This window comes from Streptomyces sp. NPDC059452 (assembly GCF_042750035.1).
GTDB lineage: Bacteria > Actinomycetota > Actinomycetes > Streptomycetales > Streptomycetaceae > Streptomyces.
On sequence record NZ_JBHYVE010000003.1, the window covers coordinates 364616 to 387312 of the forward strand.

Sequence of the window (22697 nt, forward strand, 5' to 3'; positions counted from 1 at the left end):
TGAGAGGCCTGAGGGGCCTGAGGGGTCTGACGGCCGAGCGCCAGGCCCCTCAGGGGCCGTGCCCGGTCGGTCAGCCCGCCTTCGCGTAGCGGCTGGCTGGGCGGGCGAGGCCCAGGTGGCCGCGCAGGGTGGTCGACGTGTACTCCGTACGGAAGACTCCGCGCCGTTGCAGCTCCGGGACCAGGCTCCGGGTGATCGCCGTGAGGTCGTGCGGCAGGGTGCCCGGGCGGAGGCGGAAGCCGTCCAGGCCGGTGGAGCGCCAGTCGAGGAGCAGGTCGGCCAGTTCGGCGGGGGTGCCGGTGAAGATCTCGGCGTCGGAGGCGAGTTCGGCCCCGGCCACCTCGTCCAGGCGGGCCTTGCGCCGGGCCGCCGCGCCCGGTTCGTCGTCCAGGAGGACGAGGAGGTCGGCGAAGGTGCGCAGCGGGCGTTCCGTCACGTCCCGGCCGGTGCGCGCCACCGCCTCGCCGACCTGGGCGAGGATCGCCGCCGTGCCCGCCCGGTCGTGCGGGGTGATGGCCACGACGTCCGAGCCGAGCGCCGCGAACTCGTACGGTGTGGTGGCGTGCGCGAGGCTCACCACCAGCGGCTGTCCCTGGGGGGTGCGCGGGGTGATCGAGGGGCCCTTCACGCTGAAGTTGCTGCCCTGGAAGTCGATGTGGTGGACCTTGTCGCGGTCGAGGAAGCGGCCCGTCGCCGCGTCCCGTATCTCCGCTCCGTCCTCCCAGCTGTCCCAGAGCTGCCGTGCCGCCTCCACCACCTCGGCGCCCTCCGCGAAGAGTGCCCGCAGCGGCTGGGAGATCAGCTCCGAGTCGGTCACCTCCTCCTCGGTGAGCTGGGGCGTGGTGCGGCGGCCGAAGTGGGCGGCGTCGGAGGCGCGGGACGATATCTGCGGGCGCCAGCCTGCCCGGCCCTTGCTCGCGTGGTCGAGGGTGGCGATGCCGATGGCGAGGTGGAACGGTTCGGTGTGGGTGATGTTGGTGGTCGGGACCAGACCGATGTGTGTGGTGAGCGGGGCGAGGTGGGCCGCGAGCAGCACCGCGTCGATGCTGCCCCTGACCTGGTCGGTCCGGTTGTCGGGCAGGTGGAAGGCCGCCGTCTGGAGGCCGAGCGCGTCCTCGAAGGTGACGAAGTCGAGCAGGCCCCGCTCGGCCTCGGCGACCAGGTCGGCCCAGTAGGCGGCGTCCAGCAGCTCGCCGGGCCGGGCGCCCGCCTCGCGCCAAGCGGCCGGGTGCCAGCCCGCGCCGTCGAGCGCCACGGCGAGGTGCAGCGGGGCCGCGTCGGGGGCGCCCTTCGTGCTGGTCATGCGGAGGTCTCCTTCTGGTCGCGCACGGACTGGTCGCGCTCGGTCTGGTCGCGCTCGGTCTGGTTGTGCCCGGTGCGCAGGGGCTGTCCGGGGCCGCCCCAGCCGGACGGGCGGGGTGCGGCGGACAGGCCCAGGTGGTCCCGGAGCGTGGTGCCGGTGTAGTCGTCGCGGTGGACGCCCTTCTCCTGGAGGATCGGCACCACCCGGTCCACGAAGTCGTCCAGGCCGCCGGGGGTGAGGTGCGGGACGAGGACGAAGCCGTCGGCGCCCTCGGTCTGCACGTAGTCGTCGATGGCGTCCGCGACCGTCTGCGGGCTGCCGACGAACGTCTGCCGCCCCCCGACCTCGATGACCAGCTCCCGGATGGAGAAGTTCCGCTCCTCCGCGAGCTTGCGCCACTGCCGGGCGGTCTCCGCCCGCCCCTTGCGGAAGACGGAGTGCCCCTTCAGGAAGTGGGCGTCGTCCTCCGGCTCGATGTCGGGGAGCGGCCCGTCCGGGTCGTAGGCGGACAGGTCGCGGCCCCAGACCGCCTCCAGATGGGCGATCGCGGTCTGCGGGCTGACCAGCTCGCGGCTGATCTCCTCCGCGTACGCCGCCGCCTCCTCGTCGGTGTCCGCGACGACCGCGTTGGCCGTGGGAAGGATCAGCAGGTCCTCGGGGCTGCGGCCGTACGCGGCGAGGCGGCGCTTCACGTCCCGGTAGAACGCGCGGGCCACATCGATCCGGTTGTGCTTGCTGAAGATGACCTCGGCGTCGGACGCGGCGAACTCCCGGCCCGCGTCGGACTCACCGGACTGGATGATCACCGGGTGCCCCTGCGGTCCGGGCGGGGTGGTGAACCGGCCGGAGATGTCGAAGTGCTGCCCCCGGTGGGAGAAGCGCCCGGCCCCGGCGGCGATGAACTCGCCCGTCGCCGCTTCGGCCTTCAGATCGCCCTCCCCCCAGCTGTCCCACAACTCCCGCGCCGTGGTGAGGAATTCGGCGGCCCGGGTGTAGCGGTCGGCCTCCGGGAGGAAGCCGCCCCGGCGGAAGTTCTCGCCGGTGAACGCGTCGTAACTGGTCACCACGTTCCAGGCGGCCCGCCCGCCGCTGAGCCGGTCCAGGGTCGCGAACCGGCGCGCCACCTCGTACGGCTCGTTGAAAGTGGCGTTGACCGTGGCGGCGAGGCCCAGGTGCGTGGTGACGGCGGCCAGGGCGCTGAGCACGGTCAGGTTCTCCGGGCGTCCCGCGATGTCCAGGTCGTAGACCTGCCCCTTGTGCTCGCGCAGCCGCAGCCCCTCGGCGAGGAAGAAGAAGTCGAACTTGCCGCGTTCGACGGTCTGCGCGAGCCGGATGAAGGAGTCGATGGCTATCTGGCTCTCGGAGCGCGGGTCCGACCAGACGGTCACATTGTGGATGCCGGGCAGCTGCGCTGCGAGATGCACCTGTTTCTTGGTGGTGGCGGGCACGGTGCGGTCTCCTCCTGCGAAGTCCGGCAGTGGTGGTGGGTCGGGTGCGGCGGATGGGAGTGAGGGGTGGCGGTGTGACCTACCGAGCGTGCCTGGGCAGAGTGGCGTCTGCCCAGGTCAACCCGGTCTGTTTCACAAGGAGTTCATGCCGTGGTGACAGGAGCGGCCGCAGCGGGGGCCGGGGCGGCGGGAGGCGTCGTGGACGGGGCCGGGGAGACGTACCGCACCCGGTTCTCGAAGGCGACCCCGTGGCTCTTCACGTCGATGGCGATCCGGTCCCCGTCGGCGATCCGGAACCCGTCGTGGAAGCTCGCCTCGTCGGCGCCCAGCAGCACGTAGTTGACCAGGCCGGGCCGCCGTACCGCCGGGAACGTGAACAGGTGGTCCGCCATGTCCTGCACCCGGTAGTAAAGGGCGTCGTCACCGCAGTCGAACGGGCCCTCCCAGGCCGTCGCGCCGTCCCGGACGATGGTGACCCGGCCGGTCACCGTGCGCGGCGGCGGGCCGAGGAAGAGCCACGGGGTGAGCGCGGTGTCGCACAGCTTGCAGTACGGGTTGTAGCCCGGGTCCTGCCGGTGCAGGCCGATGTCGCACAGGTCGTTGCCGAAGGTGTATCCGGCGTAGTGCGGGGTGCCTTCGGCGTCGTTGACGTAGACGAGGGCGACCTCCGGCTCCTCGATGAGGGCGACCGGACGGGCCGGGACGACCAGGTCCTCACCGGGCAGCTTCGCCCAGTCGCCGAACCCCTTGAAGAACCACTTGGGCGGGGTGAACTCCCCGTCCTCCGGGGCCGTTTCGCCGCCCCACTTCTTCTTGTGCGTGCCCATGAACCCGCTCAGCAGGGCGTTGCCCGTGGCCTGCGGGAGGAGGGGCGGCAGCAGGCGCAGTTCCGGGTCCCCGGCCGTGACGGTGACGGTCGCCGCGCCTTCGGTGAGCGCGGCCCGCAGCGCCTCCTCCGAGCCGTCGGTGGTGATGAAGGCGTCGGCGACCTGGCCGTCCTCCACCCGGTACAGGCTCTGGGGCGCGCCGTCCTCGGGGCGGCCGAAGCCGACATGGCGTTCGCCCTTGTACAGGGCCTCGAAGAGCACGGGGAGGTGGGAGTGGGGCATCGGTGACTCCTTCAGTCAGTACGTCGATGGGCTGGGCAGTACGCAGATGGGTGGGGTGACATCAGGCGTGCGGGGCGAGAGCGGGAACGGGCGCCCCCGTGAGGTCGGCCAGGACCTCGCCGACCCGGTCGACCGATTCCCGTATCCACGGCAGGGCGAGCGGATCCGCCGACTCCAGCGCCGCCGCGCGCCGCTCGTCGGTCTCGCCGTAGAAGTGGCTGGTCGCCGCCCGGATGCGCAGGGGGCGGCCGGACTCCCCGAACGCGCTCGCGGGCAGCACCCCGACCCCGTACCGCTCCGAGAGCAGCGCGGCCAGACCGTCGCCGTCGTGCACGCCGTGCCGGGCGGCCAGGTGCTCCCGCAGGGGCTCGAAGTCCGGGTAGAGGTAGCAGGTCGCGGCGACAGGGGCGAGCTCCGCGCCCACGGCGGTGAAGCGGGCGGCGACCGCGCGCACCACCTTCTCGTGCAGCCGTCGGCTCACCGCGATGCGCTCGGTGACCTCCGGCGGCTCCCCGAACGCGTACGCGGCCGCTGTCTGTACCGGCGCGGGCGGGCTCGACCAGATCTGACTGGCCACCGCGGTGAGCCGGGTGTGCAGGGCGCGCCCCAGCTCGCCGTCGGGCAGCCGGGCCACCCCCGTACGCCAGCCGCCGAGCGCCAGGTTCTTGGTCAGGCCGGTGGTGACGACGGTCCGCTCCGGGGCGTGCAGGGCGGGCGAGACGGCCGGGGCGGAGGTGTCGTACACCAGGTCGCCGTAGATCTCGTCGGAGACGATGACGAGGTCCAGCTCGCGGGCAGCCGCCGCCAACTCCCGTACGGTGGCGGCCGATGCGACCGTGCCCGTCGGGTTGTCCGGCACGGTGACGATCACGGCCCGGGGGTGCTGCCCGGCGGCCCGCGCGTCGGCGACCGCCTCGCGCAGCCGGTCCGGGTCGGGCACCCCGCCCTGTCCCGGCAGGATCGGTACGGGGATGGGCCGCGCGCCGACCAGCCGGGCCTGGGCCGCGTAGCTCACCCAGCTCGGGACCGGCACGATCACGTCCCCGCCGATGGCCAGGAGCAGGGCGAAGAGAAGCGACTTGCTCCCCGGGCCCGCCACGACCAGTTCCGGGTCCACGGCCAGTCCGCGCCGCTCCCAGTACCCGGCAACGGCGTTACGGAGAAGGGGACTTCCGGCGACGGAGCCGTAGGCGTTCTCGTCGGCCGCCGCCGCGAGCCGGTCCCTGAGTTCGGGGAGGACGGGCAGGCCGATCTCTCCGCTCGCCATGGACAGGACCCGCTCCCCGGCCCGGCGCCGACGGGCCAGGACCTCGTCGGCGGCGAGGGTCGCCGACATGGAGACCGGCGCGGAGGGCGGTGTGGGTTCGGGCATGGCGGCAGCTCCGGTGCTCGGTGTGAGGTGTGACGTCTGACGTCTGACGTCTGACGTCTGACGTCTGACGTCTGAGGTGTGAGGTGTGAGGTGTGAGGTGTGAGGTGTGAGGTGTACGGGGTCAGGGGGTCGGGGGCGTCGTGGCGTACCGCTCGCGCAGTTCCGCCTTGCGGACCTTGCCGGTCAGCGTTTTCGGGAGCGCGGGGACGTGCTCCACCCGGTCGGGCAGGAAGCGGGCGTCGTGGCCCGCCTCCGTGACCCGGGCGCGGACCTCGTCGAGCGTGGGGCCCCGGCCGTCGCGCGGGACCACGACGGCGACGATCACGCTGCCGGTCCCGCCGGAAGGTTCCAGGCCCACCAGCGCGGCCTCGACCGCCCGGGGGTGGCTGCCGATCACCGCCTCCAGCTCGGCCGTCGGCGCCACCTGCCCGCCCCGCAGGATCGCGTCCCGGGCCCGGCCGATGATGCGGATACCGTCCCGGCCGTCGCCCCGGGCGAGGTCGCCCGTGTCGAACCAGCCGTCCGCGTCCAGCTCGGCCGCGAACGCCTCGGGGCGCTTGTGGTACCCGAGCGCGAGGGACGCGCCGCGCACTTTCAGCCGGCCGACCGCATCCGTGGCCCCCGCGCTCCCGCTCCCGTACGCCTCCGACGTCTCGATCCGGGTCTCCATGGCGTCGATCGCGCGGCCGTTGCTCCGCGCCGCCCAGCCGTCCGGGTCCTCGGGCCGGGTGGTGGTCACGGGGCCGTTCTCCGACATGCCCCAGAGCGAGTGGGCGCGGGCGCCGAGCGTCTCGCGCACCTCGTCGGCCAGCTCCTTCAGGACCGGCGCCGAGCCGATCACCACGTGCCGCAGCGTGCTGGTGTCCCGCCGCTCGGCCCGCTGGGAGGCGGCCACATCGGCGAGGGTGGCGGGCGGCCCGTACAGGAGGGTCGCGCCGTACCGCTCCACCAGGTCGAGCAGCGCCTCGTTGCGACGTACGTCCTGGAAGGCGACGGTCCCGCCGAGCATCACGCCTGCCAACACCCCTTGTGCGAAACCCGAGTAGTGGACGAGGGGAGTGGAAACCGCCGCCACCCAGCCGCCGCCCCCTCTCTCGTCCCCGCCCTCGCCGCTGCCCTCGGCCCCGCCCCCGCCCTCGCCCGCTCCGAACGCGTTCACGTATCCGCGTACGGCCGAGTGGACCGTGTTCTGGCTGTGCAGGACCCCTTTGGACAGCCCCGTCGTACCGGAGGTGAACAGCACCACGAACGGGTCGTCCGCGCCGAGCGCCAGACCCGCCAGCCGGGCTGCGGCGTCTTCCCGCTCCTCCCGTGCCTCCGCCACGAAGTACTCGTGGAAGGGGAGCGCGCCTGCGGGCAGTAGCGGTCCGTCGACCACCAGCACATGTTCCAGAGAAGGGAGTTCGCTTCTGAGAGCCGTGGCGATCTCCGCCAGCGGGGTGCCCGACCACTCCGGGAGCGTGATGCACACCCGCGCCTCCGTGAGGGAGAGGCGGTGGCGCAGCTCCACCTCTGTGCAGATGGGCGAGATCGGGATGATGACCGCCCCCACCCGGATGGAGGCGAAGATCAGCGGCACCATCTCCCACCGGTTGGGAAGCTGTACGGCGACGAAGTCGCCCCGCTGGACGCCCAGTTCGAGTAGAGCCAGGGCGAACCGGTCGGTCAGCCGGTCCAGTTCGGCGTAGGTGAGGGTGTCCGTACGGGACTCCGCCACGCGTCGGCCCGCGATGGCCAGCCGGTGCGGACGCTCCCGCGCCTGACGGTGGAGGTCGTCGAGGAAGGTCTCCGGCCGCCACCAGCCCCGGCGGCGGTACTCGACGGCGCGGTCGCCGGGAGCGGGCGCCACGGCATCGGCGGGCCGCTCCCCGGCCTCCGGTGCCGATGCGGCCGCCTCCGAGGCGGGCCGCTCCCTCGCCGCCGTACTCATCAGCGCTCCTTCCGGCGGGCCGCGAGCAGCTCGGGCAGCGGGTTGCCCGCGCGGGCCGCCGCGATCTCCAGCAGGTCCCGGGTGTTCCGCCGGACCCGGTCGCCGACCCAGTCGAAGACCCAGGCCTTGCGGGCCTCCGCTTCCAGGTCGAACGGGACGACCCGGGTGACGGCCAGGGCGGCAGAGGCGGCGCCGCCGATGTTGGCGATCACGCCCGGGACCAGGGCGGCCCCCGAGGCGGCCACCTTCTCCTTGGCCGCCGCGCTGGAGGCGAGGTTGGCGCCCTCCACCACCAGACCGGCCCGCAGCCGGTGGGCGTTCTCGGCGTTGATCGCGTACTTCTGTGCGGCCAGGATCAGGATGTCCGCGTCCACGTCGAGCCAGGCGTCCGGTTCGGCGGAGAGCGTGACGTCCTGCGGCAGCCGGGTGCGGTCGATGGCTCCGAACTGGTCCGTGATGGCGACGAGTTCGGCCACCGGCAGCCGGTCCGCGCTGATCGTGCCCCGGACGTCCGCGATGCCCACGACGATGTGCCCGCGCTCCTCCAGGAACCGCGCCACCGCCCGGCCGACCGCGCCGAAGCCCTGCACCACGACCCGGGCGGGCTCGGTGCGGGCGCTCGCCTCCAGGGCGGTGATGGCGGCGACGCCCACGCCGTGGCCGGTGGCGTCGATCAGGGGCTCGTAGTACGTACGCCAGTCGATCGGCATGTCGGGGGCGCCGAGCCGGTAGCGGGGGTCGTACTTGGCCTCCTCGAAGAAGACGGCCCGGTCGGCGGGGGTGACGCCCATGTCGATGCCGAGGTGGATGCCGCCGTGCAGGAGCGGCTTCACCGTGCGGCCGAAGGTGCGGAAGGTCTCCTCGCGGGCCACGCCCTCGGAGTTCGTACCGTCCGCCACGATCCCGGCCTTGGCGCCGCCGATGCGGAGCCCCGCCAGGGTGAACTTCTCGGTCATGTCCCGGGCCAGGCCCGCGACTTCCTCCTCGGTTACCCCGGTGGTCATCCGGGTGCCGCCCATCGCCAGGCCGTCGACGAGCGTGTCGACGACCACCCAGCCCTTGATGGCGCCGCCGCTGCCGTTGAGGTGGACGGTGAGGGCGGGGTCCTGCGGTTCTTCCAGTGCTGTGCTTGCTGCTGCGTTTGCTGCTGTGCTCATGGTCAAGTCCTTGTTCTGTCCGAAGGTGTGAGGGGGCGGGTCCGGGGGCCGGTCATTGGTAGAGCTGCGCGAAGCCCCGCAGGATCTCCAGCCCGTCCTTGCGGAACTCCAGGTGGGCCTGGGCCCCGTGGATGCGGCCGTCGTCCGAGCGCAGGAACTCCACGGGCGCGTGCTCGGAGCGGCCGATGGAGCGGTAGCCCGGCGGGGCCTCCTGGAGGTAGAGGGTGTGCCGGTGGAAGACGGTGACCGTCGGCTTCACGTAGGTGAAGAGCGGCTCTTCCGTGTCCACCTGCACCTCATAGCCGCCGACCCGCTGCGGCCCCTCGGCGAGTTGTCCGCCCGCCGCCACGGCGAGGATCTGCATCCCGCCGCAGATGCCGAAGACGGGCACGTCCGTGGTGGTGACGAGGTCGATCAGGGGCTTGTAGAACGCGCTGTCGTACGCGCGCACCTTGGTGCCGCTCAGCACGACGGCCTGGTAGCGGCCGTCGACCCGGGCGGGTACGGAGGCGGCGTCCACCGTCTCCGTATCCGAACCCAACTCCTCGAAGCGGGAGCGGAGTTGTTTGAGGGAGAGCGTTCCGTTGTTGACGACCAGGACGCGGGACCGGCTCATGTGCTCGCTCCTGTCGTGGTGGCGCGCTCGTCGGTGATGAGCGTGCCGGTCGAGCCGTTCAGCAGTTCCGTGACGGCGGCGCTGCCGATGACGACCCGCTCGACACCGCGCTCCAGCGCCTCGCCCGCGGCCCGCAGCTTCTTGCGCATGCCGCCCCGCGCGCCCTTGTCGCGGAAGACGGCCGCTTCCCGGGCGCTGATCCGGCTCACCGGCTCCCCGTCGATCAGCAGATGGCCGACATCGGTGACCAGGACCAGATCGGACGCACCGGTGGCCCCGGCGATCGCGGCGGCGGCCCGGTCGGCGTCGGTGTTGACCTCGCGGCCCGCCGCGTTCCGGGCGAGCGGGGTGACCAGGTAGGCGTGGCCCGGCTGGAGGTTCTTCAGCGGGGCCGGGTCGACGCCGGTGATCGGGCCGACCAGGTTCTCCAGCTCCACGAGCCGCTTCTCCCGCCACCACCAGCGCTCGCCCTCGCCCGCGCTGACCAGGCCGTCGCTGCCGAGCAGCCGCTCGGCGGTGATGCCGCGGCTCTCCAGCCGCCCGAGGACGTCCTCGGCCAGCACGGCGCTGACGGTCTTGATGTCGTCGATGACCTCGGGGGTGGTCCACCGGCTCTGGTTGCCGTACCGGTCGCGCAGGATCGCCGACGGTTCGCTGTAGCGGGCGTCGAGCTGCTTCAGCGGCTTCGACCAGCCGTGCACGAGGATCAGCGGACGCTCCTGGCCGTGCCGGGCCAGGTCGTCCCACCAGGTGCCGTCGAGGTCGTCCAGGCAGCTGCCGCCGAGCTTCACCACCGTAGGGAGGGAAGGGGATGCGCTCATGCCGGCATCACCGGCTGTTGCGTCAGCCCCGTCTCCTCCGGCAGGCCGAACCGCAGGTTCGTCACCTGCACGGCCTGCCCCGCCGCCCCCTTGACCAGGTTGTCGAGCGCGGCGAGCACGACGATCCGCCCGCCCTCCTCGTCCAACAACACCGTCACATCGGCGTAGTTGGAGCCGAGGACCACCTGCGGGTCCGGCACCGGGATCAACGTTTCGTTGTGCCGCCGCACCCGGACGAACGGGCGCCCCTTGTAGAAGCGCAGATAGGCCCGGTTCAGCTCGCGCTGGTCCACCTTCTCGTCGGTGAACACGTACGAACTGGTCAGCAGGCCCCGTACGTTGGGGACGCCGTACGCCGACATGGACAGGTTCCCGATGGTGCCGGGCTTGCTCCGCTCCAGGAAGTCCCCAACCTCGGCGGCGTGCCGGTGGCCGGTCGGGGAGTACGGGGCGATGGCCCCGGCCCGGAACGGGTGCAGGTCGGAGGTGCGCAACTGGATGCCGCCGCCGCTGGAGCCGCTCTTGCCGTCCACCACCACCGTCTTCAGGTCGAGCCCGAGGCCGAGGGTGAGCGGGGCCAGCCCCAGGGTGATCGCGGTGGCGTAGCAGCCGGGCAGCGAGATGAGCGCGGCGTCCTTCAACTGGTCGCCGATCAGCTCCGGTACGCCGTAGACGAAGCGGTCCGCCAGGTCGGTGCGCCGCTTGACCTTCGGGTACCAGCGGTCGTGCAGCTCCGGCGTACGGATGCGGAACGCGCCGCTGAGGTCGACGATCGCCGGGACGCGGTCGGCGAGCAGCGAGGCCAGCTCGGCCGAGACGGGTGCCGGGGTGGCCAGGAAGAGGACGTCGGCCTTGTCCGCGATGTCCTCGGTGACCGGCTGGATGGTCAGACCCTGGTCGTTACGGAGACCGGGGTGCAGCTCGGAGGGGCGGCGGCCGATGTTGGAGGAGCCGCCCAGGAAGGTGAGTTCGAGTTCGGGGTGCTGGGTGATGAGGCGGATGAGTTCGCCGCCGGCGAGCCCGGAGGCGCCGACGACTCCTGCACGGATCATGCGAGTAGCTCCTGGACATAGCGGCCGATGGCCGAGGGGATGTCCGCTCCGGTGGCGGAGGCCACGGCCCGGAAGCCGGGGGCGTGGTTGACCTCGTTGACGACATAGCCGTCGGGGGTGGCGAAGAGGTCGACCCCGTAGATCCCGGGGCCGAGCACGTCCACCACACCGTCGACGATCTTGACGACGTCGGGGTCGTGGGCGATCGCGCGGTTCTTGTTGCCGAGGGCCGCGTTGTTGCGCCAGTCGCTGCCGCCGCTCTCGAACTCCGCCGCCCCGATCAGCTCCCGCCCGACGACCAGGCAGCGCACCGAGCTGCCGCCGAGGTACGGCTCCACCACGCCGGCCTGCTCGAAGGCGTGGGCCAGGTCCTCGATGTAGTCGTAGACCGAGTGGGCGGTGTCGGCGTGCCGGATGAGGGTGACCCGCTTGCCCATCCCGCCGAAGACGGGCTTCAGCACCAGGGGCAGGGGAAGGTCGGCCAGGGCCTTGTCGAAGTCCTTGCGGGAGAGGACGAGCCGGTGGTCGGGGACGGGGACGCCCGCCGTCTGGAGAAGGGCGCGCAGGGCGGCCTTGTTCTCGCAGGCGTGGATGGCCCGTGCGGTGTTCAGCGTGGGGACACCGGCCGCCTCGGCGAGGGTGGCGATCAGCCCGCCGCGCGTGTAGCTGCGGCTGCGGATGAGGAGGGTGTCGTACCCCTTGATGGCCGGGGCGTCCGGGTGGCCGAGGGAGAGGGACTCGTCGTTGACCCAGTCGATCCGGAGGCCGAAGGCCGGGGCCGCCTTGATGAGCAGGCGTTCCTCCCAGGCGATCCGGTCCGCGATCAGGGCGACGGACGCGACGGGCGCGCCGGATGCGACGGGCGCGCCGGATGCGACGGAGGTGCCGGGCGCGACGGACGCCACGGACGCGACGGACGCGACGGGCGCCACGGATGCGACGGGCGCACCGGGGTGGGGAGCGCCCATGTCACTGGCCCCAGTCGCGGAGCTGCACCTCGACCATCTCCAGCGTCAGCCGGCCGTCCTCGACGGCCTCGACGCGGAGGGTCAGGATGCACTCGGGGCAGGAGAGGGTCTCGCCCTGGGTGACCGGGGGGACGGTCAGGTCGGTCTCGCACTCGGGGCATACGCCGGTCAGGGTGGTGGCGGTGGACATGGTCAACTCCGTTGGGAAGGCGGGGTCAAGGCACGTTCGGGCAGGTCGGGTGGGTCGGGTGGGTCGGGCGGGCTACGCCGGTACCGGGCGGAAGTCGACCGCGGCCTTGCGGATCGTGTCCCGGTCCAGCAGTGGGCGGCCGTCCCGCTCCTGCCGCTCGGCCAGCCACGGGGTGAAGGCGTCGACGTCGACCTCAAGACCCGAATCGTCCAGGGCCCAGCGGACCAGGGCGGTGGTGAGGCGGCTGCGGACGCGCAACTCACGCCGGTTGCCGACGAGTTCGGCGGGCAGTGTCTCGTACGCGTGCGGATGGTTCAGCTGGCCCGGCAGCTCGTACGCGAACGCGTGCGGTGTGGTCGGCCCGGACTGGAAGGCGTCCCCGAGTCCGGCGCCGCGCAGGGCGATCCGGGAGAGCTCGGTGAGGTGGGTCAGGTCGAAGCGGGTGTCGCCGTGGATGACGCGCAGCGAGGTCAGCAGCTCGGCCAGCGGGGCGTTGCCGCCGCGCTCACCGATGCCGCCGACGGTCGCGGAGATCCACTGGGCGCCCGCGCGCACGGCGGCCAGCGAGTTGGCGACGGCCATGCCCAGCATGTTGTGCGAGTGGATCTCGATCTCGGAGCCGTCGATCGCGGTGATGTCCGCGATGACCTCCTCCATCTGCCAGGGCGAGAGGTACGCGACGGTCTCGGCCAGCCGGAACCGGTCGGCCCCCGCCGCGAACCCCGCCTCCACATAGGGGACGAGCCGTTCCCTGGGCGTACGGGCGCCGTCCTCGCCGCTGAACGTGACGTGGAAGCCGCGCTCCTTCGCCTGGGTGATCGCCGAACGGGCCAGCGCCTGAAGGAACTTGGGGCTCGCCGAGTCCAGCTTCAGCTGTGCGTGCTGCTCGGAGGTGGGGATGGAGTACATGATGTGCCGTACGCCCAGCCGCTCGGCCTCGTCCAGGGCGCGGGCGACCTGGCGGCGGTCGCGTACGACGAGGAGCGTCATGCTGCGCTCGGGGCCGACGGCCTCATGGGTGGCGAGGACGAGGTCGGCGTCCTTGGAGTCCGGGCCGGAGACCATGCCCACCTCGACGAGCTCGACGCCCGTACGCACCAGCAGGTCCGCGATGGCGGCGGCGTCCGCCGGGCCGAATTCGACGCCCGCCATGTGCGCGGAGTCCCGCAGCGTCGCGTCGGATATACGGGGCGGCCTCTCCAGTTTCTCGGGCCCTTCTGCTGCCATTTCTGCTGCTCCTCTTGGTCGGGGAAAGGGAGGGAAAGGGGGAAAGGGGGGGGCTGTATTCGCTGATCCATATCCTTCGGTGCCCGGCCGGGAAGGGCAATGTCTGCCGTGTCAGAGCTGTGTTGCGGAGTGTCAAGGAATGTCAGGAAGGAAAGGGAGTGCAAGGGTGATGTGCGGGCATGCCAAATAGCGGACGGAGAGCGCCCGTTGATGTGACGCGCGTCCTACGGTGCTGTCCATGGATCTCTTCTCGCTGCCCCGGCTAGGGGTCGTCGTACCGCCGGAAAACCCCACGGCGGAACCCGAGTTCAACCATTTGCTCGGCGCCGGAATGAATGTGTACACCTCCCGTTTCCCGGTGACTCCGGGGGCCGGACTGCGGGCCATGCTGGAGACGTACAACGCGGTGCTGCCCGCCCTGCTCGGCAGCTTCGGCGCGCTGCGCCTGGACGCGACGGTGGTGGCGTGCAGCGCGTCGCACTACCTGCTGGAGCCGGCCGGTGACCGGGCCTTCTGCGAGGAGCTCTCGGAGCGGGCGGGCTCGCCCGTGCACTCCTCCACCCAGGCGATCCTCGCGGCCTGCGAGGCGCTCGGGGTGACCCGCCTGACGCTCGTCTCGCCCTACGAGCCCTGGCTCACCGCGACCTCGCGCGCCTTCTGGGAGCGGGCCGGGCTCACGGTGGACGGGGTCGTGTTCGTCCCGGCGGAGGAGGCGGCGGGGCCCGGCGGGGACGCGCACTACGACCCGTACGCGGTGACGACCGGGGCGATCCTGCGGCGCCTACGGGAGCGGGAGCTGCCCGCCGACACGGCCCTGCTCTTCACGGGTACGGGCATGGGCACCCTCGCCGCCCTCACCGAGCTCGCCCGGCGCGAGCCGCGCCGCACGCTGCTGACCTCGAACCTGGCGTCGGCCTGGTGGGCGAGGCGGGTGGTGGGGGAGCGCGGCGCGGCGCACCACCCGCTGTTGCGGCGGCTGGAGGGGGCGACGGTGTGAGGGCGTGAGCGGTGAGGTGATACGGCGAGGGCCCCGGGGTGCGCACCCCGGGGCCCTCACCGTCGTGATCGCAGTTGTCACCGGAGTCGTCATCGGCGTCTCAGCCGACGGGCGTCATCGGTGTCTCAGCCCGCGGAGGTCTCCGGGATCTGCCAGGCGTACCCCATCCGGTAGCCGACGCCCCGCACGGTGATGATCCAGCCGCTGGAGCCGAGTTTCGCCCGGAGGCTGCTCACATGCGTGTCGATGGTGCGGCTGGTGTGCCCCCAGTTGCTCCCCCAGACCCGGGCCATCAGCTCCTTGCGCGTCACGACCTTTTCGGGGGTGGCGGCCAGGGCATAGAGCAACTCGAATTCCTTCGATGTGACACCCACGAGACGATCGTGCAACCGCACTTCCCGCAGGCGTGGATCGATATGGAGATGGCGCAGGGAAATGGCGGCCGGAAGGCTCTGCCGGGGCCGGGTGCGGCGCAGTACCGCCTCGATACGGGCCCCGACTTCCCGGAATCCCCAGGTTTTCACCACACAGTCGTCCGCGCCCGCGTTCAGGACGAGGACCCGCTCCAGTTGGTTGTCGGCGGCGGTGACGGCTATCAGGGCCGTATCACCGGCGCTGCGCAGGGACCGGCACAATTCCAGTCCGTCGATATCGGGCAGTTCCAGGGAGAACAGCACCAGATCCGCATCGCCGTGCACCCGCAGAGCCCGCTCCCCGGTGGAGACGCTGCGGGCGGTGAACCCCTGCCGCCTGAGGTCGCTCACCATGGCGTCGGCGGCGGTGGTGTTCTGCTCCACCACGAGTACCTGTCTCACGTGCCCCACTACCTCTTCCCCTCGGCTTCACGTCAGTTCGGAGCTCCGGTGAGCGCCGCCTCGGCCGGTGTGACCGGTGCGGCTGTTGTGGCTGCTGGTGCTCGGGGCGGCGGGTCCGGCGGGTCAGGACGGTCAGGCGGGTCAGGACGGTTCGGCCGGTTCGGTGGGGCCGACCGGTCCGGTGGGGCGGGTCGGTCCGGTGGTGTGGCGGTTCCGCAGGCGGCGCTGGACAGGCGCTGGTAGACGTAGGCGGCCGAGGCCATGGTCATGTGGTGGTGCCAGCCGGGGAAGGAGCGGCCCTCGAAGTCGAGGACGCCGAACCGGTGGCGGAGCGTGGTCACGGCCGAGAGGGCCGCGGAGTGGCTGCGCGCGAGGCGGAGGATCTCCTCCACACGGTGGTCGGTGAGCGTGGTGATCCAGTACCGGCACGGCTGCCGGATCTCGGCCACGTCGGGCCGTTCCAGGATGCGGTACGGGCGGGAGCCCGCGTGGCCGGTGCCGGTGCTCGTGCTGGTACCGCTTCCGTTGCCGATTCCGGTTCCGGTTCCGAGCCCCGTTCCGGTCGCGGTTCCGTTGGCCGGGCCCGACCGGGGCAGCTCCACCGTGCCCGCGTAGGTGTGGACCGGTACGGCCCGGACGCGGCCGTCGGCGGACTGTCGGAGCAGGACATGGGTCTGCCGGGCGTGCCGCAGCTCCATGATCGCGCCCACGGTGGTCGCCACGGGCGTGTGCTGCCCGGCGAGCACCGGCAGGTCGGCGGCCACCTCGCACACCACATCGGCGTTCTGCCGGGCGAGGCCCGCGAGGACCCCCGTGGCGTCCTCGCACCGGGTCAGGTCCAGCACCCAGGGCAGGCCCGGGAGTTGGTGGCGCGTGGCCGCTTCGGCGGCGTACTCCAGGACCAGGTCGGTGGCCGTGCGCCCGCCCTCGGTGCCGGGGATACGGGCCCGGCGCCTGCGCTCCCGGTCCGAGTCCCACGTCCCGCCGAGGACGAGGCGCCAGTCCACCGGGTAGGAGTGGGTGCCCGAGGAGAGGAAAAGCCCCAGTGCCCGCTGACAGTTGACGGTGCGTCCGGTCAGGGCATCGACGCGCCGGTGTACGCCCACCGAGTGCTCGCCGCGCTTGGGGATGATGAGTTCGGCGACGGTCCAGGCGTGCGGTGTCGTGCTCGCGGTGACCAGGCGCGCGAGCCGTCGGCGTACCGGATTCCAGTCCCAGGGGCTCGCGTTGATGAACTGGTGCAGACCGTGTGCCGCGGCCGAGGGTAAGGGCTTGGCCAGCGCCATGCGGCGCGGTGTCTTCTTGCCGGATACATGGATCAGGGCCCACAGATACGCCTGGGCCCAACGGCGTTGCTCCGGGCGCTGGAAGGCCCGGAACGTCTCGTCCATGAACGTCTGCATGCGCGCCGCATCGTCCGGCACGGCCGCGCGTACCTCACTTGACGACATGTAACGCTACGCCCCCTCGATACTCGTCACCCGATACCCGTCACCGCTCGCACCCGAGTGGATACATGGCACAAAAGTACGAGGTGAAACTACCGTCCTGGACGGGGATTTCCCGGGTCGGCCGTCTATTTTGCAAGTTCGCGGGCTGACCTGCGAAAACGTCCCTCGGCGGGGTGCTGTTGGGTGGCGTACGGGCGGGGAAGGACCCGGTTCTACCAGTGCTGGAGCGGTGCGACGGGCCTGCTCCGCGAAGTGTCAACAAATCATGAACATGGCTGGATGCGGGCGCCGGTGACCGCCGGAGGGCAGGGGCTGGAAGCCCTCCGGCGGCCGGTCGTCGTGGCCTTGTGCGTCAGACCGTCGCGTCCGCGCCCGCGGCCGGGGCCGGAGCCGGGGCCTTCTCCTCCTCGGCCGGGGCCACCGGCCGCTGGGCGGGGAAGCCCGCATGGCGCGCGTACAGGACCACCGCGATCACCGGCAGCAGGAGCAGCACGACCGCCCAGGGGAAGGACTCGCTGCCCAGGGTGTCGAGCAGGATGCCGCCGACGATGCCGCCGCCCGCCATCGCGACGTTCCAGAGCGTGACGAGCATCGCCTGCGCCGAGTCGGCGGAGGGGCCGCCCGCGTCACCGACGGCGGTCTGGAGCAGCGTGGGCACCCCGCCCCAGCCCAGCCCCCACAGGACGGCGGCCACGTAGACGAGGGCGGTGGTGTCGGAGAGGAGGGCCAGGATCAGCGAGGCGACGGCGACCAGCAGGGCGCCGCCGACGGTGAGACCGCGCAGTCGGCGGTTGATCTGGGCGCCGACGATCCAGATGCTCGCCATCGAGGCGGCGCCGAAGACCAGGAGGATCAGGCCGGTGGAGCCGCCCAGCCCGAGGTCCTTGAGGTACGTGGCGATGTACGCGTACAGGATGGTGTGGGCCAGCACGAAGACGAGCGTGACGAAGAGGACCGGGCTCACCCCGGGGATGCGCAGGGTGCGCAGCATCTTGGGCCGCTCGCCGCGTCCCTGGCCGGGGAAGTCCGGTACGGCCACGAAGATCCACACCAGCAGTACGACGGTGAGCACCGTCATCGACAGGAACGCCACGCGCCAGCCGAGCCAGTCGCCGAGGAACGTTCCGGCGGGCACGCCGAGGGAGAGCGCTACGGGGATACCGGCCATGGCGATGGCCATCGCCTTGCCCTGGAGGTGTACGGGGGCCATGCGGCGGGCGTACCCGGCGAGCAGGGCCCAGGCGAGACCGGCCGCGACCCCGGCGACGAACCGGGCCACCATCGTCAGCTCGTAGACCGACGACACGGCCGTCACGGTGTTGGCGAGGGCGAACCCGCCCATGGCCGTGAGCAGCAGCTTCTTGCGCCGCCAGCCCGCGGTGGCGGCGGTGAGCGGGATCGCGGTCAGGGCGGTGCCGATCGCGTAGACCGTGACGGTCTGGCCGGTCGCGGACTGGCTCACCCCCAGGTCCTGGCTCATCGAGGGCAGCAGACCGGCGGGGAGGGTCTCGGTGAGGCTGGTGATGAAGACGGCGGTGGCGAGGGCGAGCAGGGCGAACAGCGGCAGCTTCTGCTGTTCCTCGCCCCCGCCCTTCGGGTCCGGTGCCGCAGCGGCGGCGGGCGCCGTGTCGGGTGCGGTGCTCATGGGGTGTGCTCCAGGTTTCCGGGAGGTGGGGTGCGGGGTGCGGATGAGTGGGGTGCGGGGTGCGGATGAGGTGGCGGGCGGGAAAGGTGGCGGCCGGGCGGTGGCGGTGGTCCGGCGTGGCTGGTTCACGGGGGGCCGAGTCCGCCGTCCACGGGGAGCCGGGCCCCCGTGGTGAACGTCGCCTCCGTGGCCAGGAAGAGCGCGGCCCGGGCCACCTCTTCGGCGGCGCCGAGACGGCCCAGCGGAGGCAGGGGTACGGCGCCGGAGCCCGGCGCCTCGATACAGCCCGGGGCCACGGCGTTGACGCGGATGCCCCGGGCGGCGAGTTCGACGGCGAGCGCGGTCACGGCGTCGGGGCAGGGGGTGGCGGCGGTGAGCACGATCGCGCCGCCGTCCCTGAGGTGGGGGAGGAGGGGCCGTGCGGTGGCGACGGTGTCGGAGAAGAGGAGCTCGACGCCGGTGGAGGCGTTTCCCGTGAGGGGGTCTTCTCCGGCGCGGGTGGCCCCTCCTGCGGACGTGGCGCTTCCTGCGGACGTGGCGTCTCCTGCGGACGTGGCGTTTCCGGTCAGCGCGGCCTTGACGGCCGACGGCGTCACGACGCGGGCGGCGGAGCCGAGTTCGGCGACCGCGTGGGCGCGTTCCCCCTCGGTGCGGGCGGTCAGCAGGACCGAGGCCCCGCCCTCCACGAGTCGCTTGGCGATGGCCAGGCCGATGCCGGTGGCCTCCCCGGCGACGAGGGCGGTTCTGCGCGCGTACTTGGTCATGGTGCCGCTCCTTCCAGGGGTGCCGTTCCTCGCCGGGGCCGGTGGGCCGGTGGGTCGTGGTGTCACGAGGCCGTGGGGCCACGAGGCCGTGCAGCCGTGGTTTCGTGCAGCCGTGGGGCCGTGGGGCCGTCCGTGGGACGACTGTGCGCGCGGGCGCTTCGGGGAACCTTCGGGAAACCTTCGGACCGGCTGACCGCCCGACCGGACCGCCCGACCGTCCGACCGGACCGGCTGACCGTCCGGCCGGAGCCGCGAAGAGCCCCGGGGGCCGGTGACCGGGCCTGTACGGTGGCGCCTATGCGGTTTGGCGTACTCGGGCCACTGGCGGTGTGGGACGGCGAGGGGCGCGAGGTCAGGGTCCCCGAGGCCAAGGTCCGGGCCCTGCTGGCGGACCTGCTCGCGAACGACGGGGAACCGGTCTCCGCCGACCGGCTCATCCACGACCTGTGGGGCGATGCGCCCCCGGGCAACCCCTCGGGCGCCCTCCAGGCCAAGATCTCCCAGCTCCGCCGGGTCATCGGCCGGGACCGGGTGGTGCGCCGGCCCCCCGGCTACCGGCTGCGGCTCGACACCGGGGGCGGCGACGAGGTGGACGCCGTACGGTTCCGTGAGCTGGTGACCGGGGCCCGCCCCGTCCAGGACCCGCGCGCCCGGGCCGCGCTGCTGACCGAGGCCCTGGAGCTGTGGCGGGGACCGGCGTACGCGGACTTCGCGGACGGCCCGTTCGTACGGGGGGCGGCCCAGCGCCTCGCGGAGCAGCGGCTCACCGTGCTGGAGGAGCAGGCGGAGGCGCGGCTTGAGGCGGGTGACCACGCACTCCTCGCCGGGGAGCTGGCCGCCCTCGTGGCGCTCCACCCGCTGCGGGAGCGCCTGCGCGCGGTCCAGATGAGGGCCCTGTACGCGGCGGGCCGCCAGAGCGAGGCGCTCGCGTCCTACGACGACCTGCGCGCCCGGCTCGTCGGCGAGCTGGGGGTGGACCCGAGCCCCGAACTGGCCGCCCTGCACGGGGCGGTGCTGCGGCAGGAGGCGGGGCTGGGGGCGGGGGCGTACACGTACGCATACGGGGCTTCGGCGGGCGGCGGGTCCGGGGCGACGGCAGTGCCCCAGGGGCCTGTACACGAGCAGACACCCGCCCCCGCCGCCCACTCGAACCTCCCCGTCCCCCTGACCCCCCTCGTCGGCCGTCGGCAGGCGCTCGCCGAGCTCTCCCAACTCCTCGCGGAAGCACGGCTGGTGACCCTCACCGGTCCCGGGGGCGTCGGCAAGACCCGGCTGGCCGTGGCGGCGGCCGCCGCCGAGCGGGACGGCGTACGGGCCGGTGAACTGGCCGACGGGACATGGCTCGTGGAGTTCTCCGGCGTCCGCGCGGGCACCCCCGCCGACCTGGCCCAGGTCGTCGCCGCCACCCTCGGCATCCGGGACGACGCCCCCCGCTCCCTGCCGGGCGTCGGCCCCGCCACGCCCTCCCTGCCGCACCGCCTCGCCGCCGCCCTGCGCGACCGCCGGACCCTGCTCGTCCTGGACAACTGCGAGCATGTCGTCGACGCCGCCGCCGAACTCACCGAACTGCTCCTGCGCACCGCCCCCGGCCTGCGGGTCCTGGCCACCGGGCAGGAGCCGCTGGGCCTGGCGGGCGAGGCGATGTTCCTGGTGGAGCCGTTGCAACCCGCCGACGCGGTACGGATGTTCATGGAACGGGCCGCCGCCGCGACCCCCGGCTTCCCGCGTGACCCGCAGGCGCCGGAGGAGCCCGAACGCCGGGCCGTCGCCGAGATCTGCCGCCGCCTGGATGGCATCCCGCTGGCGCTGGAGCTCGCCGCCACTCGCGTACGAGCCCTGGGGGTACGGGAGTTGGCGGCCCGGCTCAACGACCGCTTCCGGGTGCTGACCTTCGGGCAGCGCGGCGCCCCGGCCCGTCAGCAGACGTTGCGGGCGGTGATCGACTGGAGCTGGGAGCTGCTCAGCGCGCCCGAACGCATCGTCCTGCGCCGCCTCGCCGCCCACAGCGACGGCTGCGACCTGGCCGCCGCCGAAGCGGTCTGCGCGGGGGACGGAGTCGCCCGGGACGAGGTGCTGGACCTGGTCACCCGGCTCGTCGACCGTTCCCTGGTGGTCGTGGTGGACGGGCCCACCGGCCCCCGCTACCGGCTCCTGGAGTCCGTCGCCGCGTACGCGACCGAGCGGCTCCACGAGATGGAGGACCTCACCGCCGTACGGGACCGCCATCTCCTCCACTACCGGGCCCTGGCCGAACAGGCCGAGCCGCAGTTGCGCGGCGCCGGGCAGCGGCCCTGGCTGGCCCGGCTGGACGCGGAGGCGGGCAACCTGCGTAAGGCGCTCGACGAGGCGGTACGCCGCGCGGGCGCGGGCGAGCCGGAGGAGGCGGTCCGGCTGGCCACCGCCCTGGCCTGGTGGTGGCTGCTGCGCGGCCGCCTCACGGAGGCCCGCCGCAGCCTGGGGTCGGTGCTGGCGGCGATGGGAGGGCCGCCGCCCCTGGAACCCGCCGTCCCTGTCGCCTCTGCCGGGCCTGTCACCCCCGCCGGGCCTGTCACCCCTGCCGGGCCTGGGAGTGCTGCCGGGCCCGCCGCCGTCTCCACGCCGACGTCCGCGCTCGGCGGGCCCGCCGAGCCCGCCGAGCCCGCCGAGTCCGTAGGTATCTCCGAACTCGCCCTGCTCCACGCCGCCTTCGCCCTGCTCACCGGCGATCACGCCGCAGCCGCCTCCACCGACGGGTGCCGCGGCCTCACCGCCACCGCCGAGGCCGTACCCGACCCCGTACGCCGGGCGCGGGCGCTGTGGCTCTGTGCGTACGGGCTGTTCAGCGCGGGTGACGCGACCGAGGGCGGCGAGCTGAACACCCGCGCCCTCACCCTCTTCACCGCAGCGGAGGACCAGTGGGGCACCGCCGCCGCGCTCGGCCTGCGTGCCACGCTCGCCCTGATCTGCGGCGACCTCGCCGGACTCGGCCGGGACGGGCTGCGCAGCGCCCTGCTCTTCCGGGAACTGGGCGACCGCTGGGGCGAGTTGCAGACCGTGTCCCCGCTCGCCGCGCTCGCCGAGATCAAGGGTGCGTACGAGGACGCGGAGCGCCGCCAGAAGGAAGGGCTGCTCATGGCCCGGGAGTTGGGGCTTGAGGCGGAGGTGTCCGCCCGCCTCTCCGGGCTCGGACGGCTCGCGCTGCTCGCCCGCGACTGGGACCGCGCCCGCGATCTGCACGAGCGGGCGCGCCGGATCGCCGCCGAACAGGGCTACAAGTACGGCGAGATCCACTCCGAGATGGGCCTCGCCCTCGGCGCCCGCCGTTCGGGCGACCTGAAGGGGGCCGAGGCGTACCTGCTGCACATCCGCGACGGCTACGCCGATGTTTCCTCCCGGGCGGGCGACCACCTGCTCCTGGCCGAGCTCGGCTTCGTCGCCGAGCTGCGCGGTGACGCGCGCGGGGCCGCCGCCCACCACCTGGAGGGCCTGGAGATCGCCCTCGCCCTCGCCGAGCCCCGCGCCCTGGCCCTCTCCCTGGAGGGCCTCGCGGGTGCGGCCGCCCTGCCCGGCCAGGGGCCCGCCGCCACCCGCGCGGCCGTCCTCCTGGGCGCGGCGGCCGCCGCCCGCCGCCGGGCCGGAGCCCCGCTGCCGCCCGCCGAACGGGCCGACGTCGACCGCATCACGGCCTCGGCGCGGGCCGCGCTGGGGGCGGACGCGTTCTCGGAGGCGTACGAGAGGGGAGCCCGGCTCACGCCGGAGGAAGCGGTGCGCCACGCCCGTACGGCACGCACACCGGTCAGCGCCGCCTCCGGGCGACCTGCGGATACGTAGCCGGTGAGGCCGCCCCGGCCGC

Annotated in this window: 18 protein-coding genes; 2 read left to right on the plus strand and 16 right to left on the minus strand. The window is 73.1% G+C overall.

The features are described 5' to 3' along the window. Nucleotides 1-70: 70 nt before the first annotated feature. The 12 genes from ACFW9Z_RS06995 to ACFW9Z_RS07050 form a co-directional block, all read right to left on the minus strand. Nucleotides 71-1303, minus strand: a complete 1233-nt coding sequence (locus tag ACFW9Z_RS06995) for an LLM class flavin-dependent oxidoreductase (RefSeq protein ID WP_384635493.1) — start codon at nt 1301-1303, stop codon at nt 71-73. Further along, nucleotides 1300-2751: an NtaA/DmoA family FMN-dependent monooxygenase gene (locus tag ACFW9Z_RS07000; protein WP_384635496.1), complete on the minus strand. Its 1452-nt coding sequence runs from the start codon at nt 2749-2751 to the stop codon at nt 1300-1302. The genes ACFW9Z_RS06995 and ACFW9Z_RS07000 overlap by 4 nt, the downstream gene beginning before the upstream one ends. A 143-nt stretch (nt 2752-2894) precedes the next feature. Further along, nucleotides 2895-3860 (minus strand): fumarylacetoacetate (FAA) hydrolase, encoded by a 966-nt coding sequence (locus tag ACFW9Z_RS07005; protein ID WP_384635498.1) that lies wholly within the window; start codon nt 3858-3860, stop codon nt 2895-2897. A 61-nt stretch (nt 3861-3921) separates the two neighbouring features. Next, nucleotides 3922-5232, minus strand: coding sequence for a pyridoxal phosphate-dependent aminotransferase (locus ACFW9Z_RS07010; RefSeq protein WP_384635501.1), 1311 nt, complete (start codon nt 5230-5232; stop codon nt 3922-3924). A gap of 121 nt (nt 5233-5353) precedes the next feature. Then, a complete protein-coding gene (locus ACFW9Z_RS07015; RefSeq protein ID WP_384635504.1) occupies nt 5354-7162 on the minus strand; it encodes an AMP-binding protein in 1809 nt (602 codons plus the stop codon). After that, on the minus strand, nt 7162-8319 hold the full coding sequence (locus ACFW9Z_RS07020) for a Glu/Leu/Phe/Val dehydrogenase dimerization domain-containing protein (protein ID WP_384635507.1): 1158 nt from the start codon (nt 8317-8319) through the stop codon (nt 7162-7164). Before ACFW9Z_RS07020 ends, ACFW9Z_RS07015 begins: the two co-directional genes overlap by 1 nt. Before the next feature lie 52 nt (nt 8320-8371). Further along, on the minus strand, nt 8372-8935 hold the full coding sequence (locus tag ACFW9Z_RS07025; RefSeq protein ID WP_384635509.1) for a type 1 glutamine amidotransferase: 564 nt from the start codon (nt 8933-8935) through the stop codon (nt 8372-8374). Next, nucleotides 8932-9756: an acetylglutamate kinase gene (locus ACFW9Z_RS07030; RefSeq protein ID WP_384635512.1), complete on the minus strand. Its 825-nt coding sequence runs from the start codon at nt 9754-9756 to the stop codon at nt 8932-8934. The genes ACFW9Z_RS07025 and ACFW9Z_RS07030 overlap by 4 nt, the downstream gene beginning before the upstream one ends. After that, the gene (argC, locus tag ACFW9Z_RS07035) at nt 9753-10808 is read right to left on the minus strand and encodes an N-acetyl-gamma-glutamyl-phosphate reductase (RefSeq protein WP_384635515.1); all 1056 of its coding nucleotides are present in this window, start codon (nt 10806-10808) and stop codon (nt 9753-9755) included. The genes ACFW9Z_RS07030 and argC overlap by 4 nt, the downstream gene beginning before the upstream one ends. Beyond that, entirely contained in the window at nt 10805-11776 is a 972-nt protein-coding gene (locus ACFW9Z_RS07040; RefSeq protein WP_384635518.1) for a RimK family alpha-L-glutamate ligase, read from the minus strand. The genes argC and ACFW9Z_RS07040 overlap by 4 nt, the downstream gene beginning before the upstream one ends. 1 nt (nt 11777) lies before the next feature. After that, complete coding sequence (locus ACFW9Z_RS07045) at nt 11778-11966, minus strand: lysine biosynthesis protein LysW (RefSeq protein WP_384635521.1); 189 nt, start codon at nt 11964-11966, stop codon at nt 11778-11780. Between the two features lie 72 nt (nt 11967-12038). After that, the gene (locus ACFW9Z_RS07050; RefSeq protein WP_384635524.1) at nt 12039-13193 is read right to left on the minus strand and encodes an isopropylmalate synthase; all 1155 of its coding nucleotides are present in this window, start codon (nt 13191-13193) and stop codon (nt 12039-12041) included. A 238-nt stretch (nt 13194-13431) separates the two neighbouring features. Here ACFW9Z_RS07050 and ACFW9Z_RS07055 point away from each other — a divergent pair, with 238 nt between their 5' ends. Further along, nucleotides 13432-14190, plus strand: a complete 759-nt coding sequence (locus ACFW9Z_RS07055; protein ID WP_384635526.1) for an arylmalonate decarboxylase — start codon at nt 13432-13434, stop codon at nt 14188-14190. 125 nt (nt 14191-14315) lie between these two features. Here the strand turns inward: ACFW9Z_RS07055 and ACFW9Z_RS07060 are convergent, their stop codons facing one another. The 4 genes from ACFW9Z_RS07060 to ACFW9Z_RS07075 form a co-directional block, all read right to left on the minus strand. Next, entirely contained in the window at nt 14316-14957 is a 642-nt protein-coding gene (locus tag ACFW9Z_RS07060) for a response regulator transcription factor (RefSeq protein WP_384635788.1), read from the minus strand. Between the two features lie 80 nt (nt 14958-15037). Continuing rightward, the gene (locus tag ACFW9Z_RS07065; protein ID WP_384635529.1) at nt 15038-16456 is read right to left on the minus strand and encodes a transposase; all 1419 of its coding nucleotides are present in this window, start codon (nt 16454-16456) and stop codon (nt 15038-15040) included. A 352-nt stretch (nt 16457-16808) separates the two neighbouring features. Then, nucleotides 16809-18101 carry an MFS transporter gene (locus ACFW9Z_RS07070; protein WP_384635531.1) on the minus strand — a complete coding sequence of 431 codons (1293 nt, stop codon included), beginning with the start codon at nt 18099-18101 and terminating at the stop codon, nt 16809-16811. 125 nt (nt 18102-18226) lie between these two features. Next, a complete protein-coding gene (locus ACFW9Z_RS07075; RefSeq protein WP_384635534.1) occupies nt 18227-18865 on the minus strand; it encodes an SDR family NAD(P)-dependent oxidoreductase in 639 nt (212 codons plus the stop codon). A gap of 297 nt (nt 18866-19162) precedes the next feature. Between ACFW9Z_RS07075 and ACFW9Z_RS07080 the strand changes: the two genes are divergently transcribed. Beyond that, nucleotides 19163-22675 (plus strand): BTAD domain-containing putative transcriptional regulator, encoded by a 3513-nt coding sequence (locus tag ACFW9Z_RS07080; RefSeq protein WP_384635537.1) that lies wholly within the window; start codon nt 19163-19165, stop codon nt 22673-22675. Nucleotides 22676-22697: the final 22 nt, after the last annotated feature.

What these genes read in the sequence shown, in the direction of transcription:
- ACFW9Z_RS07010 (WP_384635501.1), bottom strand. Translation starts at nt 5,232, where the DNA reads ATGCCCGAACCCACACCGCCCTCCGCGCCGGTCTCCATGTCGGCGACC.
- ACFW9Z_RS07040 (WP_384635518.1), bottom strand. Translation starts at nt 11,776, where the DNA reads ATGGGCGCTCCCCACCCCGGTGCGCCCGTCGCATCCGTGGCGCCCGTC.
- ACFW9Z_RS07065 (WP_384635529.1), bottom strand. Translation starts at nt 16,456, where the DNA reads ATGTCGTCAAGTGAGGTACGCGCGGCCGTGCCGGACGATGCGGCGCGC.
- ACFW9Z_RS07075 (WP_384635534.1), bottom strand. Translation starts at nt 18,865, where the DNA reads ATGACCAAGTACGCGCGCAGAACCGCCCTCGTCGCCGGGGAGGCCACC.
- ACFW9Z_RS07070 (WP_384635531.1), bottom strand. Translation starts at nt 18,101, where the DNA reads ATGAGCACCGCACCCGACACGGCGCCCGCCGCCGCTGCGGCACCGGAC.
- argC (WP_384635515.1), bottom strand. Translation starts at nt 10,808, where the DNA reads ATGATCCGTGCAGGAGTCGTCGGCGCCTCCGGGCTCGCCGGCGGCGAA.
- ACFW9Z_RS07045 (WP_384635521.1), bottom strand. Translation starts at nt 11,966, where the DNA reads ATGTCCACCGCCACCACCCTGACCGGCGTATGCCCCGAGTGCGAGACC.
- ACFW9Z_RS07005 (WP_384635498.1), bottom strand. Translation starts at nt 3,860, where the DNA reads ATGCCCCACTCCCACCTCCCCGTGCTCTTCGAGGCCCTGTACAAGGGC.
- ACFW9Z_RS07080 (WP_384635537.1), top strand. Translation starts at nt 19,163, where the DNA reads ATGCGGTTTGGCGTACTCGGGCCACTGGCGGTGTGGGACGGCGAGGGG.
- ACFW9Z_RS07050 (WP_384635524.1), bottom strand. Translation starts at nt 13,193, where the DNA reads ATGGCAGCAGAAGGGCCCGAGAAACTGGAGAGGCCGCCCCGTATATCC.
- ACFW9Z_RS07060 (WP_384635788.1), bottom strand. Translation starts at nt 14,957, where the DNA reads ATGGTGAGCGACCTCAGGCGGCAGGGGTTCACCGCCCGCAGCGTCTCC.
- ACFW9Z_RS07055 (WP_384635526.1), top strand. Translation starts at nt 13,432, where the DNA reads ATGGATCTCTTCTCGCTGCCCCGGCTAGGGGTCGTCGTACCGCCGGAA.
- ACFW9Z_RS07030 (WP_384635512.1), bottom strand. Translation starts at nt 9,756, where the DNA reads ATGAGCGCATCCCCTTCCCTCCCTACGGTGGTGAAGCTCGGCGGCAGC.
- ACFW9Z_RS07015 (WP_384635504.1), bottom strand. Translation starts at nt 7,162, where the DNA reads ATGAGTACGGCGGCGAGGGAGCGGCCCGCCTCGGAGGCGGCCGCATCG.
- ACFW9Z_RS07020 (WP_384635507.1), bottom strand. Translation starts at nt 8,319, where the DNA reads ATGAGCACAGCAGCAAACGCAGCAGCAAGCACAGCACTGGAAGAACCG.
- ACFW9Z_RS07025 (WP_384635509.1), bottom strand. Translation starts at nt 8,935, where the DNA reads ATGAGCCGGTCCCGCGTCCTGGTCGTCAACAACGGAACGCTCTCCCTC.
- ACFW9Z_RS06995 (WP_384635493.1), bottom strand. Translation starts at nt 1,303, where the DNA reads ATGACCAGCACGAAGGGCGCCCCCGACGCGGCCCCGCTGCACCTCGCC.